Source organism: Mesorhizobium alhagi CCNWXJ12-2, from assembly GCF_000236565.1.
GTDB classification, from domain to species: Bacteria; Pseudomonadota; Alphaproteobacteria; order Rhizobiales; family Rhizobiaceae; genus Allomesorhizobium; species Allomesorhizobium alhagi.
The window spans coordinates 50,170-76,079 of the sequence record NZ_AHAM01000033.1; the positions used below are offsets into that span (position 1 = coordinate 50,170).

Below are 25,910 nucleotides of genomic sequence, written 5' to 3' on the forward strand. Positions count from 1 at the left end.
CCGAAGCTGCGGTTCGAGCCTTCCTCGCAGCCGGCCATCATGGAGTCGACGATGAACATGATACGCACTGCAATGCTGCTGGCCTTCATGACCGCGCTCTTCATGGGCGTTGGCTACCTGATCGGTGGCGGCAGCGGCATGATGATCGCTTTCGTCATCGCTGCGGGCATGAACCTGTTCAGCTACTGGAACGCGGACAAGATGGTGCTCAGGATGCACCACGCGGTGGAGGTCGACGAGCGCAACGCGCCTGAATATTACGGCATCGTCCGCGATCTCGCCGCCAGCGCCGGCCTGCCGATGCCGAAGGTCTACCTGATCGACAATCCGCAGCCCAACGCCTTCGCCACCGGCCGAAACCCACAAAACGCGGCAGTGGCGGCCACGACCGGCCTGCTGCAGCGCCTTTCCCATGAAGAAGTGGCTGCGGTCATGGCGCACGAACTCGCCCATGTGCAGAACCGTGACACGCTGACCATGACGATCACCGCGACGCTCGCCGGCGCCATCTCCATGCTCGGCAATTTCGCCTTCTTCTTCGGCGGAAACCGCGACAACAACAATCCGCTCGGCATTGTCGGCGTGCTGGTGGCGATGATCGTAGCGCCGCTGGCTGCCGCTCTGGTGCAGATGGCGATCAGCCGCACGCGCGAATATTCGGCAGACCGACGCGGCGCCGAGATCTGCGGCAATCCGCTCTGGCTCGCATCCGCCCTTGACAAGATCGCCCGTAACGCCGAACGCATCCACAATCCGGACGCCGAGCGCAATCCGGCGACGGCGCATCTTTTCATCATCAATCCCCTTTCCGGCGAGCGCATGGACAATCTCTTCTCGACCCACCCCGCCACCGAGAACCGCATCGCCGCGCTGGAAGCGATGTCGCGCGAAGGCGTCGGCCGCGCGGCACAGCCGAGCGTCGAGCCTCCGAAGGCCAATCCGTGGGGACGCAACCCGACCGGGCCTAAGGGCCCGTGGTCGTGACGGACGAGAAAGGCCTGCACCGCAGCCGCAGATCGCCCGAAAGAGCAGCACCAGCCCGCGGCGCCGATGTCGCCGGCCTCGCCGCCCGCAAGGCGGCCGCGAAGCTCCTCGCGGCTGTCGTCGACGCGAAGACCTCGGCCGACGGGCTGACCGACCACGAACACGGCCATCCGCAATACCGGGCGCTCGACATGCGCGACCGCTCGCTGGTGCGGGCGATCCTCGTCACCGCGCTGCGCTTCCGCCGCACCATCGACAATCTGATCTCGGCCCGGCTGGAAAAGCCGCTACCCGCCAATGCCACGGCGCTTTCGCACCTGTTGCATGTGGCGGCCGCGCAAATCCTGTTCCTCGACATACCGGACAGCGCCGCGGTGGATCTCGCCGTCACCCACGCCAAATCCGATTCGCGCACCGCGCGTTTTTCCGGCCTTGTCAATGGCGTGCTGCGCTCGCTGGCACGCGGCAAGGCAGAGGAACTGCCGGTCATGCTGGTCGACACGCAGGACGCGCCGGAATGGTTCCGCAGCCGGCTCATCTCCGCCTATGGCGCCGACACGGCGAAAGAGATCCTCGCCGCGCACCGCGTCGAGGCGCCGGTCGATTTCACCGTCAAATCCGATCCCGAGCGCTGGGCCGCCGAACTCGGCGGCATCGTCCTACCGACGGGCTCGGTGCGCATCGCGCGGCTTGCCGCGCCGGTCGCCGAACTGCCCGGCTATTCCGAAGGCGAATGGTGGGTCCAGGATGCCGCCGCCAGTCTGCCGGCGCGCCTGTTCGGCGGCATCGCGGGCCAGCGGGTCGCCGATTTGTGCGCAGCGCCCGGCGGCAAGACCGCGCAGTTGGCGGCGGCCGGCGCGCGCGTCACCGCCATAGACAGTTCGAAGAACCGCCTGGTCCGGCTAGAATCCAACCTTCAGCGCCTCGGCCTGGCAGCGACAATCATCCAGGCCGACATTTTGCAGTTCGAGCCGGAACAGCTTTTCGACGCCGCGCTGCTCGACGCGCCCTGTTCCTCGACCGGCACGGTGCGCCGCCATCCGGACGTGCCATGGACCAAATCGCCGGCTGACATCGAGAAGCTCGCGGATCTCCAGCGCCGCATGCTCGAACGGGCGATCGGATTCGTGAAGCCTGGCGGTCGCATCGTCTTCTCCAATTGCTCGCTTGATCCACTGGAGGGCGAGACGCTCGTCGCCGCATTCCTCGAAGCGGCTCCCGGCGTCGCCGCCGATCCAATTCTGCCCGGCGAGTTTCCCGATCTCGACCCGTTTCTGACTCCGGATGGCGCGCTGCGCACCACTCCCGCCGACATGGCGCTCGGCGACCCCGCCATTTCCGGGATGGACGGCTTCTTCGCCGCGCGCCTGCGCCGCGTCGGCTAAAGCATTGAAAATCGGAGTCGAGAGGATTTCGATTTTGATTCACCTTTTGTCGGGGTGAATCAAAGGCAAGAGCTATTCATCCAATTGCCGTGATCGGCGGTGGTCTGCATTGCGGGGTGGGGCCGCATTTCGCAGGACGCCGTGTAGCGCGACCGAGTTCAAAAGTGCCGTTGTGGGAAAAGAGCGAGGCCGGGCTCGCTTTTTAATTGGGCGGATGAAAGAACTTGGTTCTGAACCACAGGGTCTGGACGAATGCCGAATGAGACAACATCGCGATCATGGTGGTCGACCGCGCTCGTCTCCTATTTTTTTGGCCCGTTTGGCGGGTTTTTATGGATAGGCCGAGGTGCGCTGGCGGTTGTTGCATTGGCCGTTATCTCCTTGGCGGGCTTGTATGTGAGTTACATAGGCTTGCCCATACTTCCTGGTCTGGATTTGGACGTTCAATCCGTGGTGGGATTGTCCAACATCGGCATCGGCATTCTCTCCGCGTTCATCGTCGTTCCGCTTGCAAGACGATCCAAACCAAACAAGTGGTATTCGCACGGGCTGTCCGTGCTCGTTTTGGCCGGAGCTGTGACGCTGTTAGGGGCGCTTGTGATCCGCTCGTTCCTGGTTCAGCCATTCTCGATCCCGGCCGGAAACATGCAGCCGACGCTTATGGAGGGCGATCACCTCTTCGCCTCCAAACTGGCATACGGCTATAGCCGCCACAGCGTGCCTTTCGGACTGATGCCGATCCAAGGACGCATCTTCGGCAAGGAGCCGGAGAGGGGCGATATCGTTGTTTTCAAATCCCCTCAGGACTTGAGCATCGACTACGTCAAAAGGGCGGTCGGCCTTCCGGGCGAGAAAATTCAGATGACCGGCGGCGTACTCCATATCAATGACGTGCCGGTCCTGCTTGAGGAGATTGGCCCCTACACAGCGATCGAGACTGGAGGAAACTCTGCAGGATTACAGCGAGAGACACTGCCGAATGGCGTCTCATATGAGGTCATAAACCTCACCGACGGGTCTCTTGGCGACGATACCCGGCCCTTTACCGTACCCGCCGGCCATTATTTCATGCTCGGCGATAATCGAGACAATTCCCTGGACAGCCGATTCAGCATAGGGACGGTTCCGTACGAGAACCTGGTCGGCAGGGCCGTGCGTCTTTTCTGGAATTCCAGAGGAATTGACTATTCGGCTCGGCAATCGCTCTCCGGCGCGTCAACTCGCGATTAGTACGCCTGAATTTTCCAGCGCCGACTTCGGCGCAAGCCAGACCTCGACCTCGTGGTCGCGGCCGCGGACGTGGATGGGACCGTGCTCGACCATGCCGGAGAGCGCGTCTTCGTCCCCTGCTCGCTTCACCGCCTCGATGAGATCGGCGCCGACGCAAACCTCGGCATCGAGTTCGCGGCACATCGTCTGCAGCCTGCTTGCCACATTGCAGGTGTCGCCGACTACCGCGAAGGACAGGTTGCGTTCGCTGCCGATGGCACCGAGCACGACCGGGCCGTACTGGCAGCCGATGCGGACATCGACCGGCGCGCTGCCCCGTGCACGGCGCTCGCCATTCCATTCCTCCACGGCCGCCGCCATTGCGCGGGCGCAGCCCAGTGCACGCGTTGCGTCGTCCGTGGCGGAAGCCGGGATGCCGAAAGTCGCCATGATGCAATCGCCGATATAATTGTCGACTGTGCCGCCATGGTCGAACACCACCTGCTCCATGCGGCGGTGGAACGTGCGCAGCAATTCGAACACCTGTTCGGCCGGGTGATCCTCCGAATAGGCGGTGAAGCCGACAATGTCGGCGAAAAGCACCGCGACGTCCTGGCGGCGCACGGGGCCGAACGGTTCGTCGTTCGACGCCAGCTCGTCGACGACGTTGGGCGAGAAATGGCGGGCGAGGTTTGAGCGCGCGCGCTCGGCCGTCGTGTAATCGTCCGCCATCTTGCGCGAGCGCGAAACCACGGTGGCGATAATGCCGGTGATGATCAGGATCACCACCACATGGGTGAGCTGATCGATCAGGTCGACGAAATTCGGATTGAAGTAGAGCCTCACATGCTCGTCGAACCGCATGTTCTCGGCCTTTATCAGCGCAACAATCGTACCTGGACGCGTAACGACCCAGACGACAGCCGCGGTCCAGCAGATCGCCGCCGCGATGCCGAGCCACGCTGCAAGCCGCGGGGAAAGCGTCAGCGCGCCGAGACAGACAAAGATCAGCAGATACTGGAAACCTGCCTCGCGCAGGCTCATGGCCGGCGGCATGATGATCTCCGCAAAGGGATTGGGCCCGACCAGCAGAAGCGTCAGCAGAATCATGTCGAGTGTGCCGAAGACCGCGCCCACCCAAACCGGACTGAAGCCTTTCTTCACGAGCCGGTAGTGGACGAGCCCGATCAGGAAGAAGACGAAGACGGCCGAGAACATGAAGCCGGACGCCGGATCCCACTTGCCGAAGACGGCGAAGAAGAACTCGACCGCCAGCAAGGCTGCGGTGCGCGCCCAAAATTGCAGGCGCGCGCCTTCGCGCTCGGCTTTCGCCATGAGCGAACCCAGCCTCAGGCGGCGTCTCTGTTCGAGATTGAGCGGCGTCGTCGTGGCCACGAAGTGCTCGGGAAGCGGCTGGATTTGCATGCGGAATTCCGGTTTTGAAGCGCAAGACCGGCCGCTGACGGTCAACGAATCTCGCGCAAAATATAATCATACAGCAATTGCGCCGATGCCGAGAGCGCACGGTTGCGGGTTCGGATCATGCTGTAGGGCTGGACGTTGATCTCGAAGGGTACGGGCAGGATTTCGATGGCGCCGGAGAGACCTTCGTCGCTTCTGATGAATTTCGCCACTTCGAGCGCGATCGGAGCGATGGCGTCGGATTGCGCGATCATGACGAGGGTCAGCAGCACCGAGCTCGTGTTCAGCACCCGGTCGGGCAATGCGACATTGTGGGCCATGAAGATGCTCTCGATGGTCCGGCGAAGTAGCGAGCCGCTCGGCTGGAACACCCATTCATACTCGGTCATCTGTTCGAGGCGCACGGTTGCCGCTCCCGCAAGGGGGTGGCCGCGGCGCACCATCAGACACGCCTTCTCGATGCCGATGACGCGGCTTTCGAACAGGCGCGGGTTCAAGTCGTCTGGAATGCGCGAGATGATGAAGTCATGGCGCGAGGCGAGTAGCTCGCGCGCCAATATATTGCTGGTCTCGATCTGCACATTGATCTCGATGCGGGGATAGAGCGCGCGGATCTTGCGGATCGCCGGCACCGCAAGCTCGATCGCGGGCGCGGTGACCGCGCCGAGGAACACGGAGCCGCCCTTGCCGGATTTCAGGTCGGAGATCTCGCGGTCGACCTCGCGCATTTCAAGCAGCACCGCCCGTGCCCGCCGCGCCAGCGCGTTGCCGTAGGGGGTGAGCCTGACGCCGCGCGGCAGCCGTTCGCAGAGCGGCACGGCGAGTATGTCCTCCATCTCCGCGATCATGCGCGAGGCGGCTGGCTGCGATATGTTCAGAACATGGGCCGCCGCGCTGATCTGGCCATGCTCGTCGAGCGCCAGGATCATGCGCATGTGCTGGAGCTTCAGGCCGCTTCGCAGCAGTCTGTCGCCCTCTTCGGACATGATGCCCGCATCCCGCACGGCCATGAGCGATCCGATCGCGTTGTCCGCCATTCCACCTCTCCTTCGTCTGGCATATCAAAAGCAGCATATCATTGCGCATACAACGCATTTGACAGTTATACCGATCGAATCCAACGTGCCTAAGTCGCGGGCACGCCCGGTGGCGGCCTGCTGCCGCGCATCGAGGGAGGCGCACCGGCCCGCGAACGACAATGGGAGGACTGCCAGATTTATCCTATGAGCCGGATCGCTTCGCGCGACCGGGAGACTTGCGCGCCGCCGGGATAGCCGGCCGCTATATCATCACAAGGGAGAATACAGTGAAAATTATCAAGACGTTGGTTGGCGCGTTGGCGCTTGCAGCCATGACGTTCACCGCACAGGCCCAGGACAAGGGCACGGTCGGCATCGCGATGCCGACGAAATCGTCGCTGCGCTGGATCAGCGACGGCGACGCGCTCGTTGCCGCGCTGAAGGAGAAGGGCTACGGCACCGATCTGCAATACGCCGAAGACGACATCCCGAACCAACTCGCGCAGATCGAGAACATGGTCACCAAGGACGTCAAGGCGCTGATCGTCGCCTCGATCGATGGCACCACGCTCTCGGCCGTCCTGCAGCAGGCCGCCGACAAGGGCGTCAAGATCATTGCCTATGACCGCCTGATCCGCGACAGCGGCAATGTCGACTATTACACCACCTTCGACAATTTCAAGGTCGGCGTGCTCCAGGCCGAATCGCTGCTCAAGGGCCTCGGCTATCCCGAGAAGCAGGGTCCGTTCAACGTCGAACTGTTCGGCGGTTCGCCGGACGACAACAACGCCTTCTTCTTCTACGACGGCGCTATGTCGGTGCTCCAGCCGCTGATCGACAAGGGCGTTGTCGTCGTCAAGTCGGGCCAGATGGGCATGGAAAAGGTCGGCACGCTGCGCTGGGATGGTGCCGTCGCGCAGGCCCGCATGGACAACATCCTGTCCGCCAACTATTCGGACGGCAGCCGCGTCGACGGCGTTCTGGCGCCCTATGACGGCCTCTCGCGCGGCATCATCTCGTCGCTGCGCGGCGTCGGCTATGGCACGGCGGACCAGCCCTGGCCGATCGTGACCGGACAGGACGCCGAAACTCCGTCCGTGAAGGGCATCATCGCCGGCGAGCAGTACTCAACCGTGTTCAAGGACACGCGCGAACTGGCCAAGGTCACGGCGAACCTGGTCGACGCCGTGCTTTCGGGTGGCACGCCGGAGATCAACGACACCAAGACCTACGACAATGGCGTGAAGGTGGTTCCGTCCTACCTCCTCGTTCCCGTGTCGGTCGACAAGTCGAACTACGAAGAGATCGTGGTCGGCTCCGGCTACATCAAGGCCGAAGAACTCAAGTAAGCTCCAGTTACCGAAGCTCCGCACATGTGCGGGGCTTCGGGCACTTCCGTCGTTGTATCGCGCGGCCCCGGACGCCAAAATCGTTGCGGCAGGCGCAGCCGTCCGAAAGCCAAGAGTTCCGCAATGGAAAAAACCATTCTGGAGATGCGCGGCATCACCAAGACCTTTCCCGGCGTCAAGGCGCTGCAGGACGTCAATTTGGATGTCCGGGCCGGCGAGATACACGCCATCGTCGGTGAGAACGGCGCCGGAAAATCGACGCTGATGAAGGTGCTGTCCGGCGTTTATCCGCATGGCAGCTATACAGGCGAAATCCACTACGAAGGCCAGGAATGCCATTTCAGGGGCATCCATGACAGCGAACGGCAGGGTATCGTCATCATCCACCAGGAATTGGCCCTGGTTCCACTGCTGTCGATCGCCGAGAACATCTATCTCGGCAACGAGCAGGCTACCTACGGCGTCATCGATTGGAACGCGGTCCGCCGCGGCGCGGCGGGGCTGCTGGCAAAGGTTGGACTAAAGGAAGATCCCGACACGCTGATCACCAATATCGGCGTCGGCAAGCAACAGCTCGTCGAGATCGCCAAGGCGCTGTCGAAGGAAGTGAAGCTGCTCATCCTCGATGAGCCGACCGCATCCCTGAGCGAAAAGGACAGCGACGCGCTGCTCAGCCTGCTTGTCGAGTTCAAGAAGCAGGGCATCGCCTCCATCCTGATTTCCCACAAGCTCAACGAGGTCGGCAAAGTCGCCGATCGCATCACCATCCTGCGCGACGGCCGCACGATCGAGACGCTCGACCGGCACGACATCAGCGAAGACCGCATCATCACCTCGATGGTGGGGCGCACGCTGGAAGATCGCTTCCCGAAGCGCACGCCCAATATCGGCGAAACGATCTTCGAGGTGAGGAACTGGGTCGTCCACCACCCGCTTCATATCGACCGGCAGGTCATCAAGGGCGTCGACATCAGCGTCCGCAAGGGCGAGGTCGTCGGCATTGCGGGACTGATGGGCGCAGGCCGGACCGAGTTCGCCATGAGCGTATTCGGCAAGAGCTATGGACAGCGGGTCAGCGGCGAGGTTTTCCTGCACGGCAAGAAGATCGACGCGTCGACCGTCGGCAGGGCGGTCGCCCATGGCCTCGCCTATGCGACGGAGGATCGCAAGACCTTCGGTCTCAACCTGATCGACCACATCAAGCACAACATCACGATCGCCAACCTCAAGGGCGTGGCGAACAATGGCGTCATCGACGACATGCGCGAGCTGAACATCGCCAACGATTATCGCAAGCGGACCAACATTCGCTCGTCGAGCGTCTACCAGACCACCGGCAATCTTTCCGGCGGCAACCAGCAAAAGGTGGTGCTGTCGAAGTGGCTGTTTTCGGACCCCGAGGTTCTGATCCTCGACGAGCCGACCCGCGGCATCGACGTCGGCGCCAAGTACGAGATCTACACCATCATCAACAAGCTCGCGGATGAAGGCAAAGGCATTGTTGTCATCTCTTCCGAAATGCCTGAACTGCTCGGCATCTGCGACCGCATCTACGTCATGAACGAGGGGCTTATCGTCGGTGAAATGGCCGGCAGCGAAGCGTCCCAGGAGAAGATCATGCGCGCCATCGTACGCGGGGAAGGAAAAGCGTCATGAGCATCGAAACGCTCACCAATGCCGAACGAAACGCCAAGGCCTCCGCGCAGATGGCGCTCAAGGACAATCTGCGCGATTACGGCCTGGTTCTGGCGCTCATCGCCATCATGGTGTTCTTCCAGTGGCAGACCAACGGCGTGCTGTTCAAGCCGGTGAACCTGACCAATTTGGTGCTGCAGAACAGCTACATCATCATCATGGCGCTCGGTATGCTGCTGGTCATCGTGGCCGGTCATATCGATCTTTCCGTCGGTTCGGTTTCAGGCTTCGTAGGCGCGGTCGCGGCGGTCCTCATGGTGCAGTACAAGCTCGATCCGATTCTGGCGACACTGATCTGCCTTTGCGTCGGTGGCCTGATCGGCGCCAGCCAGGGCTACTGGATCGCCTACATGAAGATCCCGGCCTTCATCGTCACCCTGGCGGGCATGCTGGTCTTCAAGGGCCTGTCGCTGGCGCTGCTGGGCGGCATGTCGGTCGGGCCGTTCCCGCCGGAATTCCAGCTTCTCTCTGCCGGCTTCATTCCCGATTTGATCGGCCCGTTGACGCTTGTCCAACCAACGCTCGATGCCGCCGGAAAACCTGTTGCCGGAAGCGCCGTGGTGCTGCACTCGACCACGCTTTTGATCGGCGTCGTCATTGTCGCGCTCATGCTCTGGTCCAGCCTGCGCAGCCGGGCGAACCGCGAGAGCCACGGCTACGAAGCCGAACCGTTCGCGCTGTTCGTCATCAAGAACGCGGTGATTTCGGCGATCGTGCTCTTCCTGATTTACATGATGGCGTCCTATCGCGGCCTGCCCAACGTGCTGATCGTCATGGGCGTGCTGATCGCGCTGTTCGTCTTCATCACCAAGCGCATGACCTTCGGGCGGCGCGTCTATGCCATGGGCGGCAACGTCAAGGCGGCGGCGCTCTCGGGCATCAAGACCGAACGCCTGACCTTCTACATCTTCATAATCATGGGCGTGTTGGCAGCGCTCGCCGGCCTGATTTTTGCGGCGCGCCTCAATACGGCGACGCCGAAGGCCGGGCTCGGCTTCGAACTCGACGTAATCGCGGCGGTGTTCATCGGCGGCGCTTCCGCCATGGGCGGCGTCGGCCAGGTCGCCGGCGCGGTCATAGGCGCCTTCATCATGGGCGTCATGAATAACGGCATGTCGATCATGGGCGTCAATATCGACTGGCAGCAGGTCATCAAGGGTCTCGTGCTGCTCGGCGCGGTGGTCTTCGACGTCTACAACAAGAACAAGGCCTGAGGGCCGGAACGAACGGAATGCGATCATTGACGGCGCGTGTCGGCGGCATGCGTCGAAGTTCCGGTTCGGGACGATCGTGATCGACTCCAGGACGGGCTTTTTCATTCGCCGGCGGGAGCCGTTCCGGCGAACGGAAATGGCTGCGGATTATTCAGGCCGGTTGTGGCCAAGGCGGATTCAAGGAGGTTGAGATGCTGATTTCCGAAGTGATGGACGAGGCCGGGATCATAAAGGTCGCCGTTCGCAATGGCGGACCGGCGCGGATCGTGCGGAGCGCCAAGAGCGTCTATTCGCTGGCGCTGGAAGCGGCACGGAGCGGCTCGAGCCTGGCCGGGCTGATCGAGGCGCGAGGGCTCGGGGAGACGATCGACCTCGAGGCCGCTTACCGGAAGAGACTGCTGCGTTCTCCGATCAGCCATGCCGACCCGGCGCATCTGCACCTCACCGGCACCGGGCTCACCCATCTGGGCTCGGCGGCGGCGCGCGACGCCATGCACCAGAAGCTGAACGGCGAGGAAGCGCTGACCGATTCGATGAAGATGTTCCGCATGGGCATCGAAGGCGGCAAGCCGGCCAGCGGCCAGATGGGCGTGCAGCCCGAGTGGTTCTACAAGGGCAACGGAACCATGGCTGTAGCCCCCGGCGCGCCGCTGGTCTCGCCTCATTTCGCCAGCGACGCGGGCGAGGAGCCGGAGATTGCCGGCATCTACGTCATAGGCGACGACGGCACGCCGTTCCGCGTTGGCTTCGCACTATCGAACGAATTTTCCGACCACGTTACCGAGCGGGTGAATTACCTCTACCTCGCCCATTCCAAGCTGCGCAACGCGTCGTTCGGGCCGGAGATACTGGTCGGCGAACTGCCGGCCGACACGCGCGGCTCGTCGCGCATCATCCGCAACGGCAGCACTTTGTGGGAGAAGCCTTTCCTGTCGGGCGAAAGCAACATGTCGCACACGATCGCCAACCTGGAGCACCACCATTTCAAGTATCCGGCGTTCCGCCAGCCAGGCGATATCCATGTGCACATGTTCGGCACGGCGACGCTGTCCTTCGCGGACGGGGTGCGGACCGAGCCGGGCGATGTGTTCGAGATAGAAGTGCCGGAGTTCGGGCTGCCGCTGCGCAACCCGCTCAAGATAGACCAGCCCGTTTCGATCCGGGTGAGAGCGCTGTGAGGAATCCAAGATGAATACGCAAGCTTACAACTTCGCCCGTTACCCCGGGCTCTCCGACGTCCCGGTCATCGTCTCCGGAGGCGCAAGCGGCATAGGCGAGGCGATCGTGCGCGCCTATGCGGCCGAGGGCGCCAAGGTGGGCTTCGTCGATCTCGCCGAGGCCGAAGGCGAGGCGCTCGCCGCCGAGCTGAATTCCGGCGGTGGTTCGGCCACATTCCGGCGCTGCGACATCACAGACACCGATGCTTACAGGGAAGCGCTGCGTGAGATAGAGGCCGTACAGGGCCCGACGCGGGTGCTGCTCAACAATGCCGCCAACGACACAAGGCATAAATGGGACGAAGTCACTCCCGCCTATTTCGACGACCGCATCGCCGTCAATCTGAAGCACATGTTCTTCGCTATCCAGGCCGTCGCGCCGGGCATGATCGCGGCGGGCAGCGGATCGATCGTCAATTTCGGCTCGGTCGGCTGGATGATGGCGACCGGCGGCTACCCGGTCTATGCCGCGTCCAAGGCGGCGGTCCACGGCATGACGCGATCGTTCGCCCGCGACCTCGGCCGGCACGGCATCCGCGTCAACACGCTGGTTCCGGGCTGGGTGATGACGAAGCGCCAGCTCGATCTTTGGATCGACGACGCCGCCAACGAGCTGATCGACAAGAGCCAGTGCCTGGCCGGCCGGGTGATGCCCGAAGATATTGCACGCATGGCGCTGTTTCTGGGTTCGGACGATGCCAAAATGTGCTCCGCCCAGAATTTCATCGTCGACGGCGGCTGGGTTTGAGAGTGTAATCAGGCCAACCATTACGACCCCGCGTCAAGCATGCGGGGTGACTTGCCGTGTGAAATTCGGTACCAGCCTGCATCGACGGATCGGCTGGCAGTCCGGTCCATGCGCGGCCATCAGCAAGCAAGGAAATCGATATGAGCGAATTGTTCAGAAACCTGATCGGAGGCGAATGGGTCGACGGCGAGGCCATCCCCAACATCAACCCGTCGGATACCAACGATGTGGTGGGCGAATATGCGCGCGCCAGCAAAGACGATGCACAGGCCGCGATCGCGGCGGCCAAGGCCGCCTTCCCGGCCTGGTCGCGCTCGGGCCTGCTCGAGCGTCACGCCGTGCTGCGCAAGACCGCGGACGAGATCACCGCGCGCAAGGAAGAGCTCGGCCGGCTCTTGTCGCGCGAGGAAGGCAAGACGCTGGCGGAAGGCATCGGCGAGACCGTGCGAGCGGCGCAGATATTTGATTTCTTCGCCGGGGAGGCGCTGAGGCTGGCCGGTGAAATCCTGCCCAGCGTCAGGCCGGGCGTCAGCGTCGAGGTGACGCGCGAAGCTGTCGGCGTGGTCGGCATCATCACGCCATGGAACTTCCCGATCGCGATTCCGGCCTGGAAGATCGCGCCGGCGCTCTGCTACGGCAACACGATCGTGTTCAAGCCCGCGGATCTGGTGCCCGGCTGCTCGTGGGCGATTGTCGACATTCTCCACCGCGCCGGCCTGCCGAAGGGCGTGTTGAACCTGGTCATGGGCCAGGGCTCGGTTGTCGGGCAGACCATACTCGACAGCCCCGACATCGACGCAATCACCTTCACCGGCTCGGTCGCGACGGGCAGGCGCGTGGCGGCGGCGAGCGTCGAGCACATGCGCAAGTTCCAGCTCGAAATGGGCGGCAAGAACCCGCTGGTCGTGCTCGACGACGCAAATCTCGACATCGCGGTGGACTGCGCCGTCAACGGCGCATTCTTCTCGACCGGGCAACGCTGCACGGCGTCGTCCCGGCTGATCGTGACGGAAGGCATCCATGACCGCTTCGTCGAGGCGGTGACGGCGCGGCTGAAGGGCCTCGTCGTTGACAATGCGCTGAAGGCGGGCACGCATATCGGTCCGGTTGTCGATGAGAGCCAGATGGGCCAGGACGAGAAGTACCTGGCGATCGGCCGCGAAGAGGGCGCGAAGCTCGCCTTCGGCGGCGAACGCCTCACCCGCGAAACGCCGGGCTTCTACCTGCAGCCGGCGCTGTTCACCGAAGCAACGAACCAGATGCGGATTTCCCGCGAGGAGATATTCGGGCCGGTGGCTTCGGTAATCCGGGTCAAGGATTACGACGAGGCGCTGCACACCGCCAACGACACGCCTTTCGGCCTTTCCTCGGGCATCGTAACCACCAGCCTGAAGCACGCGACGCATTACAAGCGCAACGCTCAGGCAGGCATGGTGATGGTCAACGTGCCGACCGCCGGTGTCGACTTCCACGTGCCGTTCGGAGGATCCAAGGGTTCGAGCTACGGTCCGAAGGAACAAGGCCGCTACGCCGCCGAATTCTACACGACGGTGAAGACGGCCTATACGGCTGCTTGATTGCGATCAGCGAGCGGTGCGGCTCAGCGGCCGCACCGCCTTCTCACACCCGCGCAATAACCTCGTCGGTGTTGGCCAGAAGCTTGCGCACCGCGTTGCGGGCGGCTTCGGGACGATGCAGTCGGATCGCCTTCTCGATGGCTTCGTGCAGCCCCTGTGCGTGGCGTAGATCGTCTGCCTCGCGCGTGACGAAGACGAACAGATGCGCGAGCGCCGATTCGATAAGAGTGCCGAGCGGCACCAGCAGTTCGTTGCCGGAAGCCCGCAGAATGGCGAGGTGAAAGCGTGTGTCAGCCTGCGTGCGCTGCGGCAGCGATGTCGCAGCGCCCATTTCGCGGCAGGCGGCGCTGATTTCGGCCATCTGTTCGTCGGTACGCCGCAATGCCGCGAGCGCGGTGGCCTCCGGCTCGATGATGTGGCGGAATTCCTGGACCGATTTCAGGAAGGTCTCGCGGTTGGGCGAGGTCGCATACCAGGTCAGCACGTCTCGATCGAGCAGATTCCAGCGTTCGCGCGGCTCGACCCAGCTACCCACCTTGGGCCGCGAGCTGAGCAGGCTCTTGGCCATCAGCATCTTGATCGCCTCGCGCACCGCCGAACGGCTGACCTCGAAGGTTTCGGCCCATTTCGCCTCATTGGGCAGGATGGCGCCGGGCGGATAGTCGCCGCGCACGATGCGCTGGCCGATCTCGTTGGCCACTGACGCGTGTACGCTGGTGCCTACGATTCGCGAGCTGTTGGCACGCCCGCTGCCGGCATTCGGCGCAGGCAGGAGCGCTTCCGCTTCCACCGCTTCGGCCTTCATCGATTTCCCGGAACGCATTGAACTTTCCTCTGCCCGATCCTCAATTGTCGGCTTCGCGCCTTGCCCGGATGCGGTCGAACGCAACGGCAAGGATGATGAAGGTGCCGACAAATGTGCCTTGCCAGAAGGTGCTGATTCCCAAAAGAGTCAAGCTGTTACGAATGATTTCGATCAGCGCTGCGCCGACCACCGATCCGAAGACGGTACCCGCACCACCCATCAGATTGGCGCCGCCGATAACGGCCGCGGCGATCACGCTCAGTTCCATGGATTGGCCGAGATTGGTGGTGACGCCGCCGAGCCAGCCGGCCTCGAGCACGCCTGCAATGCCGGCAAACAGCGCCGAGAACATGTAGACGCTGACCTTCAGCCGCCGGACGGCGATGCCGGTCAGCACCGCCGCCTTCTCGTTGCTGCCGATGGCGAAGACGTGGCAGCCCCAGCGCGTCCATTTCAAGAGAAGCGCGGTGATGACCGCCAGTATGACGAGCGCGATGACCGGGTTGGCGATGCCCAAAGTCGAACCGCCGCCAAGCCAGAAGAGTTGCTTCTCGTCCGGCCCGAACTGGTACATCATCCTGTTGTTGGAAAGCACCATGGCGGCGCTGCGCGCCACGGACAGCATGCCGAGCGTGACCACAAAGGGCGGGATCCGGAGATAGGCGATCAGCACTCCGTTGATTGCGCCAGTCAGCAGCGAAACGGCCAGCGCTGCGCCGGCTCCGGCCCAAAGCGGGTAGCCGGCATTCATGACGATGGCCAGAACCATCGCCGACAGGCACAGGATCGAGCCGACCGACAGGTCGATGCCGCCCGAAATGATGACGACGGTCATGCCGAGCGCGATGATGGCGACGAAGGCGAAATTGCGCGTGACGTTGAAGAGGTTCTGCGGCGTGGCGAACGTGTCGGTGACGAATGTCAGCGTCACGCATGCGATCAGCGCCGCGAGGAACACCCAGAAGGCCTGCTTCGACAGCATCCACGAGATCGGCGTGTGAGTCTGCCTGGCAATCGCTTCGTCGATGCTTGAAACCATGTGACCGCCCCAGTTGTCGATTCAGTTATTCACGCCGCCTCGATCGCACCCGTGATCAGGCCAGTCACCTCTTCCGGCGAAGAGCCGGCGACGGGCTTGTCGGCGACCTTGTTGCCGCGGCGCAGGACGACGATGCGGTCGGCCACGGCAAACACGTCGGGCATGCGATGGCTGATCAGGATCACGGCGACGCCTTGGCGCTTCAGCTCCCTGATCAGGTTCAGGACTTCAGCGACCTGCCGCACCGAGATCGCCGCCGTCGGCTCGTCCATCAATACAATGCTGGCCGACGAAAGCCGCGTCCTGGCGATGGCAATCGCCTGGCGTTGGCCGCCCGACATGTCGCGCACCATGTCCTTCGGCCTCGTCTCCGATTTGAGCTCGCGAAACAGGTTCGCCGCCGCCGCGTTCATGCCGGCATAGTCGAGGATCTTCAGCGGGCCGAAAGAGCGCGTCAGCTCGCGTCCGAGGAACACGTTCACGGCGGCCGTCAGATTGTTGCAGAGCGCCAGGTCCTGATAGACGATCTCGACGCCATTATCTCGCGCATCGACCGGGCGGTGGAAGGTCATCTGCTTGTCGCGAATGGAAATCTTGCCGTGGGTCGGCTGGAAGTTGCCGGCGATGATCTTCACCAGGGTCGACTTGCCTGCGCCGTTGTCGCCCATAAGGCCAATCACCTCGCCGGCCTCCAGCGACAGCGAGACGTCGTTCAGGGCATGAATCGCGCCGAAATGCTTGGATATTCCTTCCAGCCGTAGGACGGCCATCGACACCTCCCGTCGCCATCTCCCGAACTATTAGCATCGGTTTTCCGGCATTGGTCAATAGAGTGATAAAACCTATCATATGATTTGTAGGACAATTGTTGACTCATGCTTCGGCTTGCGCTTAGTTGCCTGCCGGGAGGTCCGGCATGTTCGTTCTGATTACAGGCGCATCGGGCAGGCATCGCTACGCGGCGTGTTCCGACACGCGCCTGCGGCTCGCGATCCCGGCAATTCCACATGGACGAACAGCTTGGCAGGCCGCGCCGTGCGATCACGGCTGAAACAGCCGGCGGCTTGTCCGCCGGAACGAGAGTGTTTGGAAGATAACGACACCATCATTGGGAGGATGACATGAACAAACTGCTTACCGGCATTGTTGCCGGCGCCGCCCTCGCGGCAATGGCCGGTTCTGCTCTGGCTCAGGAAAAGACCCTGGCCATCGTGGTCAAGGGTCTCGACAATCCGTTCTTCGAACAGATCAATCTCGGCTGCCAGAAATGGAACAACGAGAACGCTTCGTCAGGGTACAAATGCCTCTACACCGGCCCGGCCTCCAGCGCCGACGAGGCCGGCGAGATTCAGATCGTTGAGGACCTGCTGACGCGGCCGGATGTGGCGGCGATCGCGATTTCGCCGTCCAATGCGCCGCTGATGGCCAACCTTCTGAAGAAGGTCGCGCCGAAAATCCCGGTCATGACGATCGACGCCGATCTCGCCGCGGAGGACGCGGCGCTGCGCAAGACATATCTCGGCACCGATAACTACCTGATGGGCGTCAAGTTCGCGGAGCACCTGCAGAAGCTGAAGCCCGAAGGCGGAACGATCTGCCTGCAGCTCGGCAACGTCGCCGCCGACAATATCAACGCACGCGCCGCCGGCACCCGCGATGCGCTTTCCGGCGAAAAGGGCATCGAGCGGCTGACGGGCCAGAACGGCTGGACCGAGATCGACGGCTGTCCGGTCTTCACCAATGACCAGATCGACTTGGCCAACCGACAGATGGCCGATACCTTCACCGCCAATCCCGATCTCGATGCCTTCGTTCTGGAAGGCGGCTGGGCGCAATTCGCGCCGCAGGCCTATGCACAGGTGACGGATCAGGTGAAGGCCAAGTTAGACTCGAAGGAGCTGATCATTGTCGCCGGCGACACGCTGCCGCCGCAGATGGACGCGCTCAAGGCCGGGCGCAGCCATGTCCAGGTCGGCCAGCGGCCGTTCGAGATGGGCTACCGCGCGCCGTCGGTGATGATGGACCTCATCGAAGGCAAGGCGGTCGAGCCGGTTATCTATACCGGGCTCGACGAATGCACGCAGGAAACGGTCGACACCTGCATCGCCAAGTGAAACCGCATTGACCGGAGGCCGGCGTGGCGCCGGCTTCCCCTTGTCCGCACGCACTCATAAGAACCCATGGAGAACGACATGAAACTCCGCCTTGCGACTTGCGCATTGATGATCACGGCCGCATTTGCGGCAACCGGCGCGAACGCCCAGGACAAGAAGGCGCTCGCCTTCGTCGTCAACGGCGCTTCCGATTTCTGGAAACTCGCCGAAGCCGGCGTGAAGAAGGCCCAGGAAGAGCTGCCGAATTACGATCTGCAGTTCAAATATCCCGAGCAGGCAGCCGCCGCCGTGCAGCAGCGCCTGATGGACGACCTGGTCGCCGCGGGCGTCTCCGCGGTCATGGTGAGCGCCGTCGACCCGAAATCGTCCACCGATGCACTCAACAAGGTCGGCGCGCAGGTGCCGCTGTTCACCACCGACAGCGACGCGCCCGACACCAACCGCATCGCCTATATCGGCTCGTCCAACACCGACGCCGGCAAGCAGGCCGGCGAGATTGCGCTCAAAGCGCTGCCGGACGGCGGCAAATGCATCGGCTTCGTCGGGCTTCCCGGCGCCGACAATGCACGCGAGCGCATCGAGGGCATGAAGTCGGTGATCGCCGGTTCCAAGGTCGAACTGGTCGACGTGCGCGGCGACGACATCGACATGACGCGCGCCAAGCGCAATGTCGAGGACGCGCTGGCGGCGAACCCCGACATAGACTGCATGGTCGGTTTCTATTCGTACAACCCGCCGCGCATCTACGAAGTGCTCAAGGAATCGGGCAAGCTCGGCGAGATCACCATCGTCGCCTTCGACGAGGACCCGATCACTCTGGGCGGGGTCAAGGAGGGTACGATCGCTGCAACTGTGGTGCAGCAGCCTTACGAATGGGGCTACCAGGGCATGAAACTGATGGCGAAATATCTCGAGGGCGACAAGTCGATGGTTCCAGACAACAAGCTCGTCATCGTGCCCACCAAGATCATCGACAAAGCGAATGTCGATGCTTTCGAGGCCGAACTCAAGGCGCGTATCGGCGGCTGATGCCTCGAACGGAGCAGGCCGGCCCACTCCCTGCCGGCCTGCTTCGGCGCTCTTGCATGGCAGCGACACTCACTCCCATAATCGGCGGCATGCCCCATTCCTTTCTGGCACTGACGGGGATCTCCAAGCTGTATCCAGGGGTGACCGCGCTGGACGGTGTCGACCTGCGCGTCAGCGCAGGTGAGGTGATCGGGCTGGTCGGCGAAAACGGCGCCGGCAAGTCGACATTGATGAAGATACTCGGCGGTGTGGTCGAGGCTACCGGCGGCGAGATCGAAATCGACGGCGACAGGGTCGACCGGCTTTCCGTCAACGGTTCGATGCGGGCAGGCATCGCCTTCGTCCATCAGGAACTCAACCTCTTCGACAATCTTTCTGCGGCAGCGAACATTTTCATCGGCCGCGAGCCGCTCAAAGGCGGACCTCTGCGTCTGATCGACACCGAGGCGCTGAACCGGCAGGCCAAGCCCCTGCTCGACCAGTTGGGCGCCGACTTCAGGCCCGACACCAAGGTCGCGGATCTCTCGCTCGCGCAAATGCAGCTGGTCGAGATCGCCAAGGCGCTGTCGTTGAAGGCGCGGCTGGTCATCATGGACGAGCCGACGTCCAGCCTGACGGTGACGGAAACCAACCGGCTGCTTGCAGTCATAGGCCGCCTCAAGGCCGAGCGGGTGGCCGTCATCTTCATCTCGCACCGGCTGGGCGAAGTGAAACAGGTCGCCGACCGCGTCGCGGTGCTGCGCGACGGCAGGCTGGTCGCCGAACTGGCGCGCAGCGAGATCGAAACCGGCACGATGATCAGGCACATGATCGGGCGCGACCTGAAGACGCTCTATGGGCCGCCGGCAGCGCCGCCGGGCCACGCCGTTCTCGAACTCGCCGATGTGAGGACGAGCTACCGCCCGGATCAGGCAGCCAGCTTTTCCGTGCGAGCCGGCGAAATTCTCGGCTTGGCCGGGCTTGTCGGCTCGGGAAGGACTGAGCTTGCTCGTGCCGTTTTCGGCCTCGAGCCCATTCTCGGCGGCGAGATCAGGATTGACGGCCGCAAGGTCGGGCTTCGATCGCCACGCGAGGCGATCCAGCACGGCGTTTATCTCGTGCCGGAAGATCGTAAGCGCTCCGGCCTCATCCTGTCCTTCAGGATCAGCCACAATATCAGCCTGGCCAGCCTGAAAAGCCTGTCGCGCCGCGGCATCGTCGACGGCGCCGCCGAGCGCCGCGAGGCCGAGGCGCAGAAGAAGAATCTCGACATACGCTGCCTGGATACGACCGCCGAGGCCGGCTCTCTTTCGGGCGGTAACCAGCAGAAGGTTGTGCTCGCCAAATGGCTGTCGATGCAGCCGAGAGTGCTGATCTTCGACGAACCGACGCGCGGTATCGACGTGGGCGCCAAGAACGAGATCTACCGGCTGATGCGCGAGCTTTCGGACCGGGGCGTCGGGATACTGATGATCTCCAGCGACATGGAGGAAGTGATCGGCGTCAGCGACCGCATTGCGGTGATGCATGAAGGCGCGATTGCCGGCTTTCTCGACCGCAGCCAGTTCACCGAAGAAAACGTCCTGTCGCTGGCCGTCGGCCGCGCCGCAATCCGGGAAGCCGCAGAATGAACCGCAAGGATTTGGGCCTGCTCATCCTGATCCTCGTGGTAGGCACGGTCGTCGCCATCATCAACCCGCGCTTCCTGTCGCCGGTGAACCTTTCCAACACCGCCAATCTCATCGGCCTGTTCGGCATTTTCGCACTCGGCCAGGCTTTCGTCATCATATCCGGCGGCATCGAGCTCTCCGTCGGCTCGATCATCGCCTTGCTCGGGGTGATCTTCGTCGATCTGGTTTCGCTGGGCACCGTCAACTGGAGTGTCGCCTTCGCCGCCGTTCTGGCGCTTGGCTGCCTGATCGGTCTGGTGCACGGGCTGCTGATAACCAAGGCGCGCCTGCAGCCCTTCGTCGTGACGCTTTGCGGACTGCTGATCTATCGCGGTGTGGCGCGCTACTATACCGACGACGCCACCGCCGGCTTTCCCTTCGGGGCGAGCTTCCCGACGCTGGAATGGCTGGTCGCGGGCCGCTTCTACGGCATTCCGCACAGCCTGATCGCATTCATCATCATCACGATCATCATGGCGGTTGTGCTGCACCGTTCGGTGTTCGGACGCTATCTGTTTGCGGTCGGCAAGAATGAGGAGGCGGCCCGCTACAGCGGCATACACACGAGCCGCATCATCACGGCGGCCTATGTGATCTGCTGCGGCCTGACGGCGGTCGCGGCGGTGTTCATAGCCATGTACACGCGGTCGATCTCACCATCCTCGCACGGCAATTTCTACGAGCTCTACGCCATCGCCGCGGCGGTGCTGGGCGGCTGTTCGCTGCGTGGCGGGGAAGGCTCGATCATCGGCGTTGTGCTCGGCACGGTCCTGCTCCAGGTCCTGCAGAACCTGGTCAATCTGTTGGGCATCCCCAGTTCGCTGAACTTCGCGGTGATGGGATCGGTGATCCTGCTCGGAGTGCTCGCCGACCAGCAGTTCTACAGAACCCGCAAGAGCGTGGCGCGAGCGGCTGGCTGAATCACGGGGATGATGAAGTGCACGGTGCCGGGTTGCAGCCCGGCGGGACCGTTGAAGAATTCGAAGATCCTGAGATCGCCGAGCGCGTCCACAAAGCAGCAAATGACGGCTACACGGCTTGGTTGAGCCGATTGCCTCACCCGCCGAACCATGATAATTCCTTTGTGCGGGCGGTACCGAGAAGATGCATGAGCCATTCACTCAGGCGTGCGGTAGCGTTGATGTCGTTGTTTGCGGGCCTGTCGGCTCGCGAGCTTCTATTTCCTACCGGCGCCATGGCGGCGTGCACGCCCCCTCCTGCTGCCAACACCGCTACCACCTGCGGCACCACAACGCTGACCAATACGCTTGGGAGTGGGCCGAGCGGGCCTGACAACAGCACGATCATCATTCAGTCCGGCGCATCGGTCAGGGCGGGCAACTTCAGCGCCATCAGCCTTCGCGACGCCGCGACTATCACCCTGCAGAACAATTCCACCGTCACCAACAATGCCACAAGCGGCGGCGGACTGTATGGGGCCGGCAGGGACACGATAGAATTCCGCTCCTTCGGCACCCTCACGATCGGGGAGGGGGCGACATTAAGCTCGCTTGGTTCGGCAAATACCGCCGAGGCCGTGAACCTGATGGGCCAAGGCAATACGGTGATCAACCGCGGCACCATTTCCGCCGTCAACAACGCGGCAATCTGGTTCGAGGATCAGGTAATCGGGGCTGCCAATACCATTGACAATTTCGGCATCATCCGGCGCGGCAGCGGGACCCAACCAGTCACCGAAAACAGTATCGGCAGCCAGGCTGACGGCGACGTCAACTTCATCAACCGCACCGGCGCGATAGTCTATGGCGGCCTGTCCTTCGCCCGCGGCGACGACACGCTGACGCTGTTCCCCTCCTCGGTCGTTACCGGCGGCTTCAATGGCGGCGGCGGCACGAATACCCTGACCCTCGCGGGCGAAGCGGGGACGAGCGATACCCTGGCCGGGAATATCAGCAACTTCCAGACGCTCACCAAGACCGGCGACGGCACCTGGACGCTCACCGGAACGGTCGGAACCAACAGCGGCACACCGCTCGCGGTCCGGGTGCAGCAAGGCACCCTTGTGCTGACCGGCAACAATACGAACTTCAACGGTTCCGTGGTCGTCGATCCGGCGGGCATATTGGAGGCGCGCGCGCAAAGCCTGCCGCCGGCCATCACCGACAACGGCCTCGTGCGGTTCGCCCAGCCCGACAACGGAACCTACGGGGGCGTCATCAGCGGCACGGGCCGGGTCGCCAAGACGGGCGCTGGCGTCCTGACGCTATCCGGCGTCAACACCTACCAGGGCGGCACCACCATACAGGGTGGCACGATCGCCATCAACGCGGACAGCCGGCTGGGTGCTTCCGGTGGCCCGATAACGTTGGATGGCGGTACGCTGGCACTCACGAGCAGTTTCAATCTCTCGCCATCGCGCGCCATAACGGTGACTGCCAACGACGGCACGATCCAGGCCAACGCCGGTGTCACGAGCACCGTAAGCCAGGCTATTACCGGCGCTGGTGCCCTGACCAAGGCCGGGACGGGCACGTTGGTGCTCTCAGGCAGCAACACATACGCCGGCGGCACGACGATCAGCGCCGGCACCTTGCAACTCGGCAATGGCGGCGCAACCGGCAGCATTTTGGGCAATTTGACCAACAACGGCACGCTCGCCTTCAACCGGAGCAACGAATACCAGTTCGACGGCCTTATCTCGGGAAGCGGTTCACTCGTGCAGGCCGGCGACGGCCAGACGATTCTTACCGGCAACAACACATATACCGGCACGACGACTGTCTCGGGCGGCTACCTGTTCGTAAACGGCGACCAGAGTGCCGCAACCGGGCTGACCAGCGTAGAGACCGGTGCACGCCTGAGCGGCAGCGGCACGATCGGCGGGAACGTCACGGTGGCAGATGACGCCATATTTGCGCCGGGCCACCATCCGTTTACGCCGGCCACGCTTACCATCAATGGGGATCTCGCGCTCAGCGACGCGTCCAATGTCTTCTACAATCTCGTCACGCCCGGCGAGGGCGGTGCGCTGAACGACCTGACCAATATCGGCGGCGACCTCACTCTTGATGGCGTCATCAACGTGCTGGACCCCGGCGCCGAACTTACACCCGGCGTTTACCGCATCTTCAACTACGATGGCACGCTGATCGACAACACCATGACGGTCGGCGCTTTCCTCAACGATCAACTGCAGCCGACGGGTCGAACGATGGACGATTTCTTCGTCCAGGTCTCGATCCCGGGTCAGGTCAATCTGGTCAACACCGCGGGGCTGGAACTTACCTTCTGGGACGGTGATGCAGGTCCCAAGGATGACGGCGTCATCAATGGCGGCGTCGGCACGTGGCGCATTCCTGGTGGCGTCGATCCTACCACGGACGACTGGACCGACGCGACCGGCGAAGTGAACGCGCCCTGGGACAACGGGCAGTTTGCGATCTTCACCGGCACCGCCGCTGTAGTGACCGTAGATAACGACAATGGCCAGGTGCAGGCCTCTGGCATGCAGTTCATGACGGACGGCTATGAGATCGCGGGCGATCCTCTTACTCTGGTTGCCGCTTCTGACGGCGCCTCTGTGATCCGCGTCGGTGGCGGCCCGAGCGATCCCGATGTCACGGCGACGATCAGCGCGATCCTGCAGGGCTCGACAACGCTCCAAAAGACGGGTGGCGGCACACTGGTTCTGGAGGGCGTAAATACCTATGCCGGCGGCACCATCGTCGCAGGCGGCACGCTGGAGATCGCGGCCGATAATAATCTCGGCGCGGCAGGCACGGGCCTCAGCATCAACGGAGCCACGCTGCACACCACGGCCGACATCACCTCGGCCCGCGCTACCACGCTGGGTGCTGCCGGCGGTACGTTCGAGACCGACACCGGTACGGCCTTTACCCTGAATGGGGCGGTCAGCGGCGGCGGCGCACTCACCAAGACCGGTGCAGGCACGACGGTGCTTGCCGCCGCCAATACCTATTCGGGCGGCACGACGATCAGCGCCGGAACGCTGCAGCTCGGCAGTGGCGGCGCGAGCGGCAGCATCGTCGGCAATGTGGCGAACAGCGGCACGCTCGCCTTCAACCGCAACAACACTTACGTCTTCGGCGGCGTCGTTTCGGGCACCGGATCGCTGGAGCAGATGGGCAGCGGCACGACGGCGGTCACCTCCGCCAACACCTATTCCGGCGGCACCACGATCAGCGACGGTACGCTGCAGCTTGGCAATGGCGGCGCAACCGGCAGCATCGTCGGCAATGTCCTGACGGAAGGCGACGGCGCGCTCGCCTTCAACCGGTCCAACACCTACACCTTCGGCGGCACGATCTCGGGCACCGGATCAGTCAGCCAGACCGGCAGCGGCATCACGATCCTTACCGGTGACAACAGCTACACCGGCGCGACCACGATCACCAATGGCTGGCTTTATATAGATGGCGATCAGAGTGTTGCGACAGGTCCGACCACCGCCGCAAGCGGCACACGGCTTGGCGGCAGCGGGATCGTCGGCGGTGACGTGACCATCGCCGATGGGGCCACGCTTAGTCCCGGCGCGGTGCCGCAGACACCGGCCACCCTGACCATCAATGGCAATCTGAACCTCAATCCAAACTCGATCCTGTTCTACAACATGGTCGAGGCCAATGTCGCCGGCGGCCAGCTCAACGACCTGACCGAGGTCGGGGGCGACCTGGTTCTGGACGGTGTCATCAATTTGGTGGACACGGGCGAAGACCTCGGCCCCGGCGTCTACCGGGTCATCAACTATGACGGCGCCCTCATCAACATGGGGCTCACGATCGGTTCCTACATGACGGCTCCGGCGACGCCGCAGGAGACACCCGTCGCGACCGGTCCACTGACCGGCTTCAGCGTCCAGACCTCGATCCCAGGCCAGGTGAACCTGATCAATACCTCCGGACTCTCGCTTACCTATTGGGACGGCGATTTGGTCACCAACGAGAACAACAACGTCATCGACGGCGGCGTCGGCACGTGGCGCAATGCGGGAGCCACCGACAACTGGACCAATTCGACCGGGCTGGTCAACGCAACCTGGGCGGACGGGCAGTTCGCGATCTTCGCGGGCACGGCGGCGACGGTGACCGTCAACGACGACAACGGCCAGGTCCAGGCGTCGGGCATGCAGTTCATGACCGACGGCTATGTGATCGCGGGCGATTCCATCAATCTGGTGGATTCGACCGCGGCGCCGGATTTTTCGGTCATCCGCGTCGGCGACGGCACAGAGGCGGGCGCCGCCATCACGGCGACCATCAATTCCGTGCTCAGCGGCTCCACGACATTGGAGAAGACCGATCTCGGCACCCTGGTGCTGGGCGGAGTCAACACCTATAGCGGCGGCACCCTGATCGAGGGCGGTGTCGTGCAGATCGCCAGCAATGCGAACCTCGGCGCCGGCACGGGGGGTCTGACCCTCGACGGCGGCACGCTGCGCACGACGGCCGACATCACCTCCGCGCGCGCCACGACG

General features: G+C 63.1%; 19 protein-coding genes. 14 read left to right on the forward strand and 5 right to left on the reverse strand.

Annotated elements, in window-relative coordinates; genetic code table 11:
* The first annotated feature begins 51 nt into the window (after positions 1-51).
* The 3 genes from htpX to lepB all read left to right on the forward strand — a co-directional run bounded on the left by htpX (position 52) and on the right by lepB (position 3,599).
* A complete protein-coding gene (htpX, locus tag MAXJ12_RS04940) occupies positions 52-984 on the forward strand; it encodes a zinc metalloprotease HtpX (protein WP_008834678.1) in 933 nt (310 codons plus the stop codon).
* Positions 975-2,369 carry an RsmB/NOP family class I SAM-dependent RNA methyltransferase gene (locus tag MAXJ12_RS04945; protein WP_008834679.1) on the forward strand — a complete coding sequence of 465 codons (1,395 nt, stop codon included), beginning with the start codon at positions 975-977 and terminating at the stop codon, positions 2,367-2,369. Before htpX ends, MAXJ12_RS04945 begins: the two co-directional genes overlap by 10 nt.
* Positions 2,370-2,621: 252 nt before the next feature.
* On the forward strand, positions 2,622-3,599 hold the full coding sequence (gene lepB, locus MAXJ12_RS39965) for a signal peptidase I (protein WP_139043788.1): 978 nt from the start codon (positions 2,622-2,624) through the stop codon (positions 3,597-3,599).
* On the opposite strand, the gene MAXJ12_RS04955 is transcribed toward lepB, so the two are convergent.
* Both MAXJ12_RS04955 and MAXJ12_RS04960 read right to left on the reverse strand, forming a co-directional pair.
* Positions 3,585-5,003, reverse strand: a complete 1,419-nt coding sequence (locus MAXJ12_RS04955) for an adenylate/guanylate cyclase domain-containing protein (RefSeq protein ID WP_008834681.1) — start codon at positions 5,001-5,003, stop codon at positions 3,585-3,587. The two genes, lepB and MAXJ12_RS04955, sit on opposite strands and share 15 nt — an antisense overlap.
* Before the next feature lie 41 nt (positions 5,004-5,044).
* Positions 5,045-6,037, reverse strand: a complete 993-nt coding sequence (locus MAXJ12_RS04960) for a LysR family transcriptional regulator (RefSeq protein ID WP_008834682.1) — start codon at positions 6,035-6,037, stop codon at positions 5,045-5,047.
* Between the two features lie 269 nt (positions 6,038-6,306).
* On the opposite strand from MAXJ12_RS04960, the gene chvE reads away from it, so the two are divergent.
* The 6 genes from chvE to MAXJ12_RS04990 all read left to right on the forward strand — a co-directional run bounded on the left by chvE (position 6,307) and on the right by MAXJ12_RS04990 (position 13,819).
* Positions 6,307-7,368 (forward strand): multiple monosaccharide ABC transporter substrate-binding protein, encoded by a 1,062-nt coding sequence (chvE, locus tag MAXJ12_RS04965; protein WP_008834683.1) that lies wholly within the window; start codon positions 6,307-6,309, stop codon positions 7,366-7,368.
* 123 nt (positions 7,369-7,491) lie between these two features.
* Positions 7,492-9,024, forward strand: a complete 1,533-nt coding sequence (gene mmsA / locus MAXJ12_RS04970) for a multiple monosaccharide ABC transporter ATP-binding protein (RefSeq protein ID WP_008834684.1) — start codon at positions 7,492-7,494, stop codon at positions 9,022-9,024.
* Entirely contained in the window at positions 9,021-10,277 is a 1,257-nt protein-coding gene (gene mmsB / locus MAXJ12_RS04975) for a multiple monosaccharide ABC transporter permease (RefSeq protein WP_008834685.1), read from the forward strand. Before mmsA ends, mmsB begins: the two co-directional genes overlap by 4 nt.
* A gap of 191 nt (positions 10,278-10,468) precedes the next feature.
* Entirely contained in the window at positions 10,469-11,455 is a 987-nt protein-coding gene (gene araD1, locus MAXJ12_RS04980; RefSeq protein ID WP_008834686.1) for an AraD1 family protein, read from the forward strand.
* Positions 11,456-11,465: 10 nt separating this feature from the next.
* On the forward strand, positions 11,466-12,242 hold the full coding sequence (locus MAXJ12_RS04985; protein ID WP_008834687.1) for an SDR family NAD(P)-dependent oxidoreductase: 777 nt from the start codon (positions 11,466-11,468) through the stop codon (positions 12,240-12,242).
* A gap of 140 nt (positions 12,243-12,382) precedes the next feature.
* Entirely contained in the window at positions 12,383-13,819 is a 1,437-nt protein-coding gene (locus MAXJ12_RS04990) for an aldehyde dehydrogenase family protein (protein WP_008834688.1), read from the forward strand.
* Positions 13,820-13,862: 43 nt separating this feature from the next.
* Here the strand turns inward: MAXJ12_RS04990 and MAXJ12_RS04995 are convergent, their stop codons facing one another.
* The 3 genes from MAXJ12_RS04995 to MAXJ12_RS05005 are packed head-to-tail and all read right to left on the reverse strand — an operon-like array spanning position 13,863 to position 16,433.
* On the reverse strand, positions 13,863-14,642 hold the full coding sequence (locus tag MAXJ12_RS04995; RefSeq protein WP_040584904.1) for a FadR/GntR family transcriptional regulator: 780 nt from the start codon (positions 14,640-14,642) through the stop codon (positions 13,863-13,865).
* A 22-nt stretch (positions 14,643-14,664) separates the two neighbouring features.
* Positions 14,665-15,663, reverse strand: a complete 999-nt coding sequence (locus tag MAXJ12_RS05000; RefSeq protein WP_008834690.1) for an ABC transporter permease — start codon at positions 15,661-15,663, stop codon at positions 14,665-14,667.
* 29 nt (positions 15,664-15,692) lie between these two features.
* Positions 15,693-16,433 carry an ATP-binding cassette domain-containing protein gene (locus MAXJ12_RS05005; protein WP_008834691.1) on the reverse strand — a complete coding sequence of 247 codons (741 nt, stop codon included), beginning with the start codon at positions 16,431-16,433 and terminating at the stop codon, positions 15,693-15,695.
* Between the two features lie 351 nt (positions 16,434-16,784).
* Between MAXJ12_RS05005 and MAXJ12_RS05010 the strand changes: the two genes are divergently transcribed.
* The 5 genes from MAXJ12_RS05010 to MAXJ12_RS05030 all read left to right on the forward strand — a co-directional run.
* The gene (locus tag MAXJ12_RS05010; protein WP_008834692.1) at positions 16,785-17,777 is read left to right on the forward strand and encodes a substrate-binding domain-containing protein; all 993 of its coding nucleotides are present in this window, start codon (positions 16,785-16,787) and stop codon (positions 17,775-17,777) included.
* Between the two features lie 78 nt (positions 17,778-17,855).
* Positions 17,856-18,806: a sugar-binding protein gene (locus MAXJ12_RS05015; protein WP_040584907.1), complete on the forward strand. Its 951-nt coding sequence runs from the start codon at positions 17,856-17,858 to the stop codon at positions 18,804-18,806.
* An 89-nt stretch (positions 18,807-18,895) separates the two neighbouring features.
* Entirely contained in the window at positions 18,896-20,416 is a 1,521-nt protein-coding gene (locus MAXJ12_RS05020; protein ID WP_040584922.1) for a sugar ABC transporter ATP-binding protein, read from the forward strand.
* Positions 20,413-21,375 carry an ABC transporter permease gene (locus tag MAXJ12_RS05025; protein WP_008834695.1) on the forward strand — a complete coding sequence of 321 codons (963 nt, stop codon included), beginning with the start codon at positions 20,413-20,415 and terminating at the stop codon, positions 21,373-21,375. Before MAXJ12_RS05020 ends, MAXJ12_RS05025 begins: the two co-directional genes overlap by 4 nt.
* A gap of 188 nt (positions 21,376-21,563) precedes the next feature.
* On the forward strand, positions 21,564-25,910 hold a 4,347-nt coding region (locus MAXJ12_RS05030), incomplete at its 3' end, for a beta strand repeat-containing protein (RefSeq protein WP_008834696.1).

What these genes read in the sequence shown, in the direction of transcription:
- htpX (WP_008834678.1), top strand. Translation starts at nt 52, where the DNA reads ATGAACATGATACGCACTGCAATGCTGCTGGCCTTCATGACCGCGCTC.
- lepB (WP_139043788.1), top strand. Translation starts at nt 2,622, where the DNA reads ATGCCGAATGAGACAACATCGCGATCATGGTGGTCGACCGCGCTCGTC.
- MAXJ12_RS04955 (WP_008834681.1), bottom strand. Translation starts at nt 5,003, where the DNA reads ATGCAAATCCAGCCGCTTCCCGAGCACTTCGTGGCCACGACGACGCCG.
- MAXJ12_RS04960 (WP_008834682.1), bottom strand. Translation starts at nt 6,037, where the DNA reads ATGGCGGACAACGCGATCGGATCGCTCATGGCCGTGCGGGATGCGGGC.
- mmsA (WP_008834684.1), top strand. Translation starts at nt 7,492, where the DNA reads ATGGAAAAAACCATTCTGGAGATGCGCGGCATCACCAAGACCTTTCCC.
- mmsB (WP_008834685.1), top strand. Translation starts at nt 9,021, where the DNA reads ATGAGCATCGAAACGCTCACCAATGCCGAACGAAACGCCAAGGCCTCC.
- araD1 (WP_008834686.1), top strand. Translation starts at nt 10,469, where the DNA reads ATGCTGATTTCCGAAGTGATGGACGAGGCCGGGATCATAAAGGTCGCC.
- MAXJ12_RS04985 (WP_008834687.1), top strand. Translation starts at nt 11,466, where the DNA reads ATGAATACGCAAGCTTACAACTTCGCCCGTTACCCCGGGCTCTCCGAC.
- MAXJ12_RS04990 (WP_008834688.1), top strand. Translation starts at nt 12,383, where the DNA reads ATGAGCGAATTGTTCAGAAACCTGATCGGAGGCGAATGGGTCGACGGC.
- MAXJ12_RS04995 (WP_040584904.1), bottom strand. Translation starts at nt 14,642, where the DNA reads ATGCGTTCCGGGAAATCGATGAAGGCCGAAGCGGTGGAAGCGGAAGCG.
- MAXJ12_RS05000 (WP_008834690.1), bottom strand. Translation starts at nt 15,663, where the DNA reads ATGGTTTCAAGCATCGACGAAGCGATTGCCAGGCAGACTCACACGCCG.
- MAXJ12_RS05005 (WP_008834691.1), bottom strand. Translation starts at nt 16,433, where the DNA reads ATGGCCGTCCTACGGCTGGAAGGAATATCCAAGCATTTCGGCGCGATT.
- MAXJ12_RS05010 (WP_008834692.1), top strand. Translation starts at nt 16,785, where the DNA reads ATGAACAAACTGCTTACCGGCATTGTTGCCGGCGCCGCCCTCGCGGCA.
- MAXJ12_RS05015 (WP_040584907.1), top strand. Translation starts at nt 17,856, where the DNA reads ATGAAACTCCGCCTTGCGACTTGCGCATTGATGATCACGGCCGCATTT.
- MAXJ12_RS05020 (WP_040584922.1), top strand. Translation starts at nt 18,896, where the DNA reads ATGCCCCATTCCTTTCTGGCACTGACGGGGATCTCCAAGCTGTATCCA.
- MAXJ12_RS05025 (WP_008834695.1), top strand. Translation starts at nt 20,413, where the DNA reads ATGAACCGCAAGGATTTGGGCCTGCTCATCCTGATCCTCGTGGTAGGC.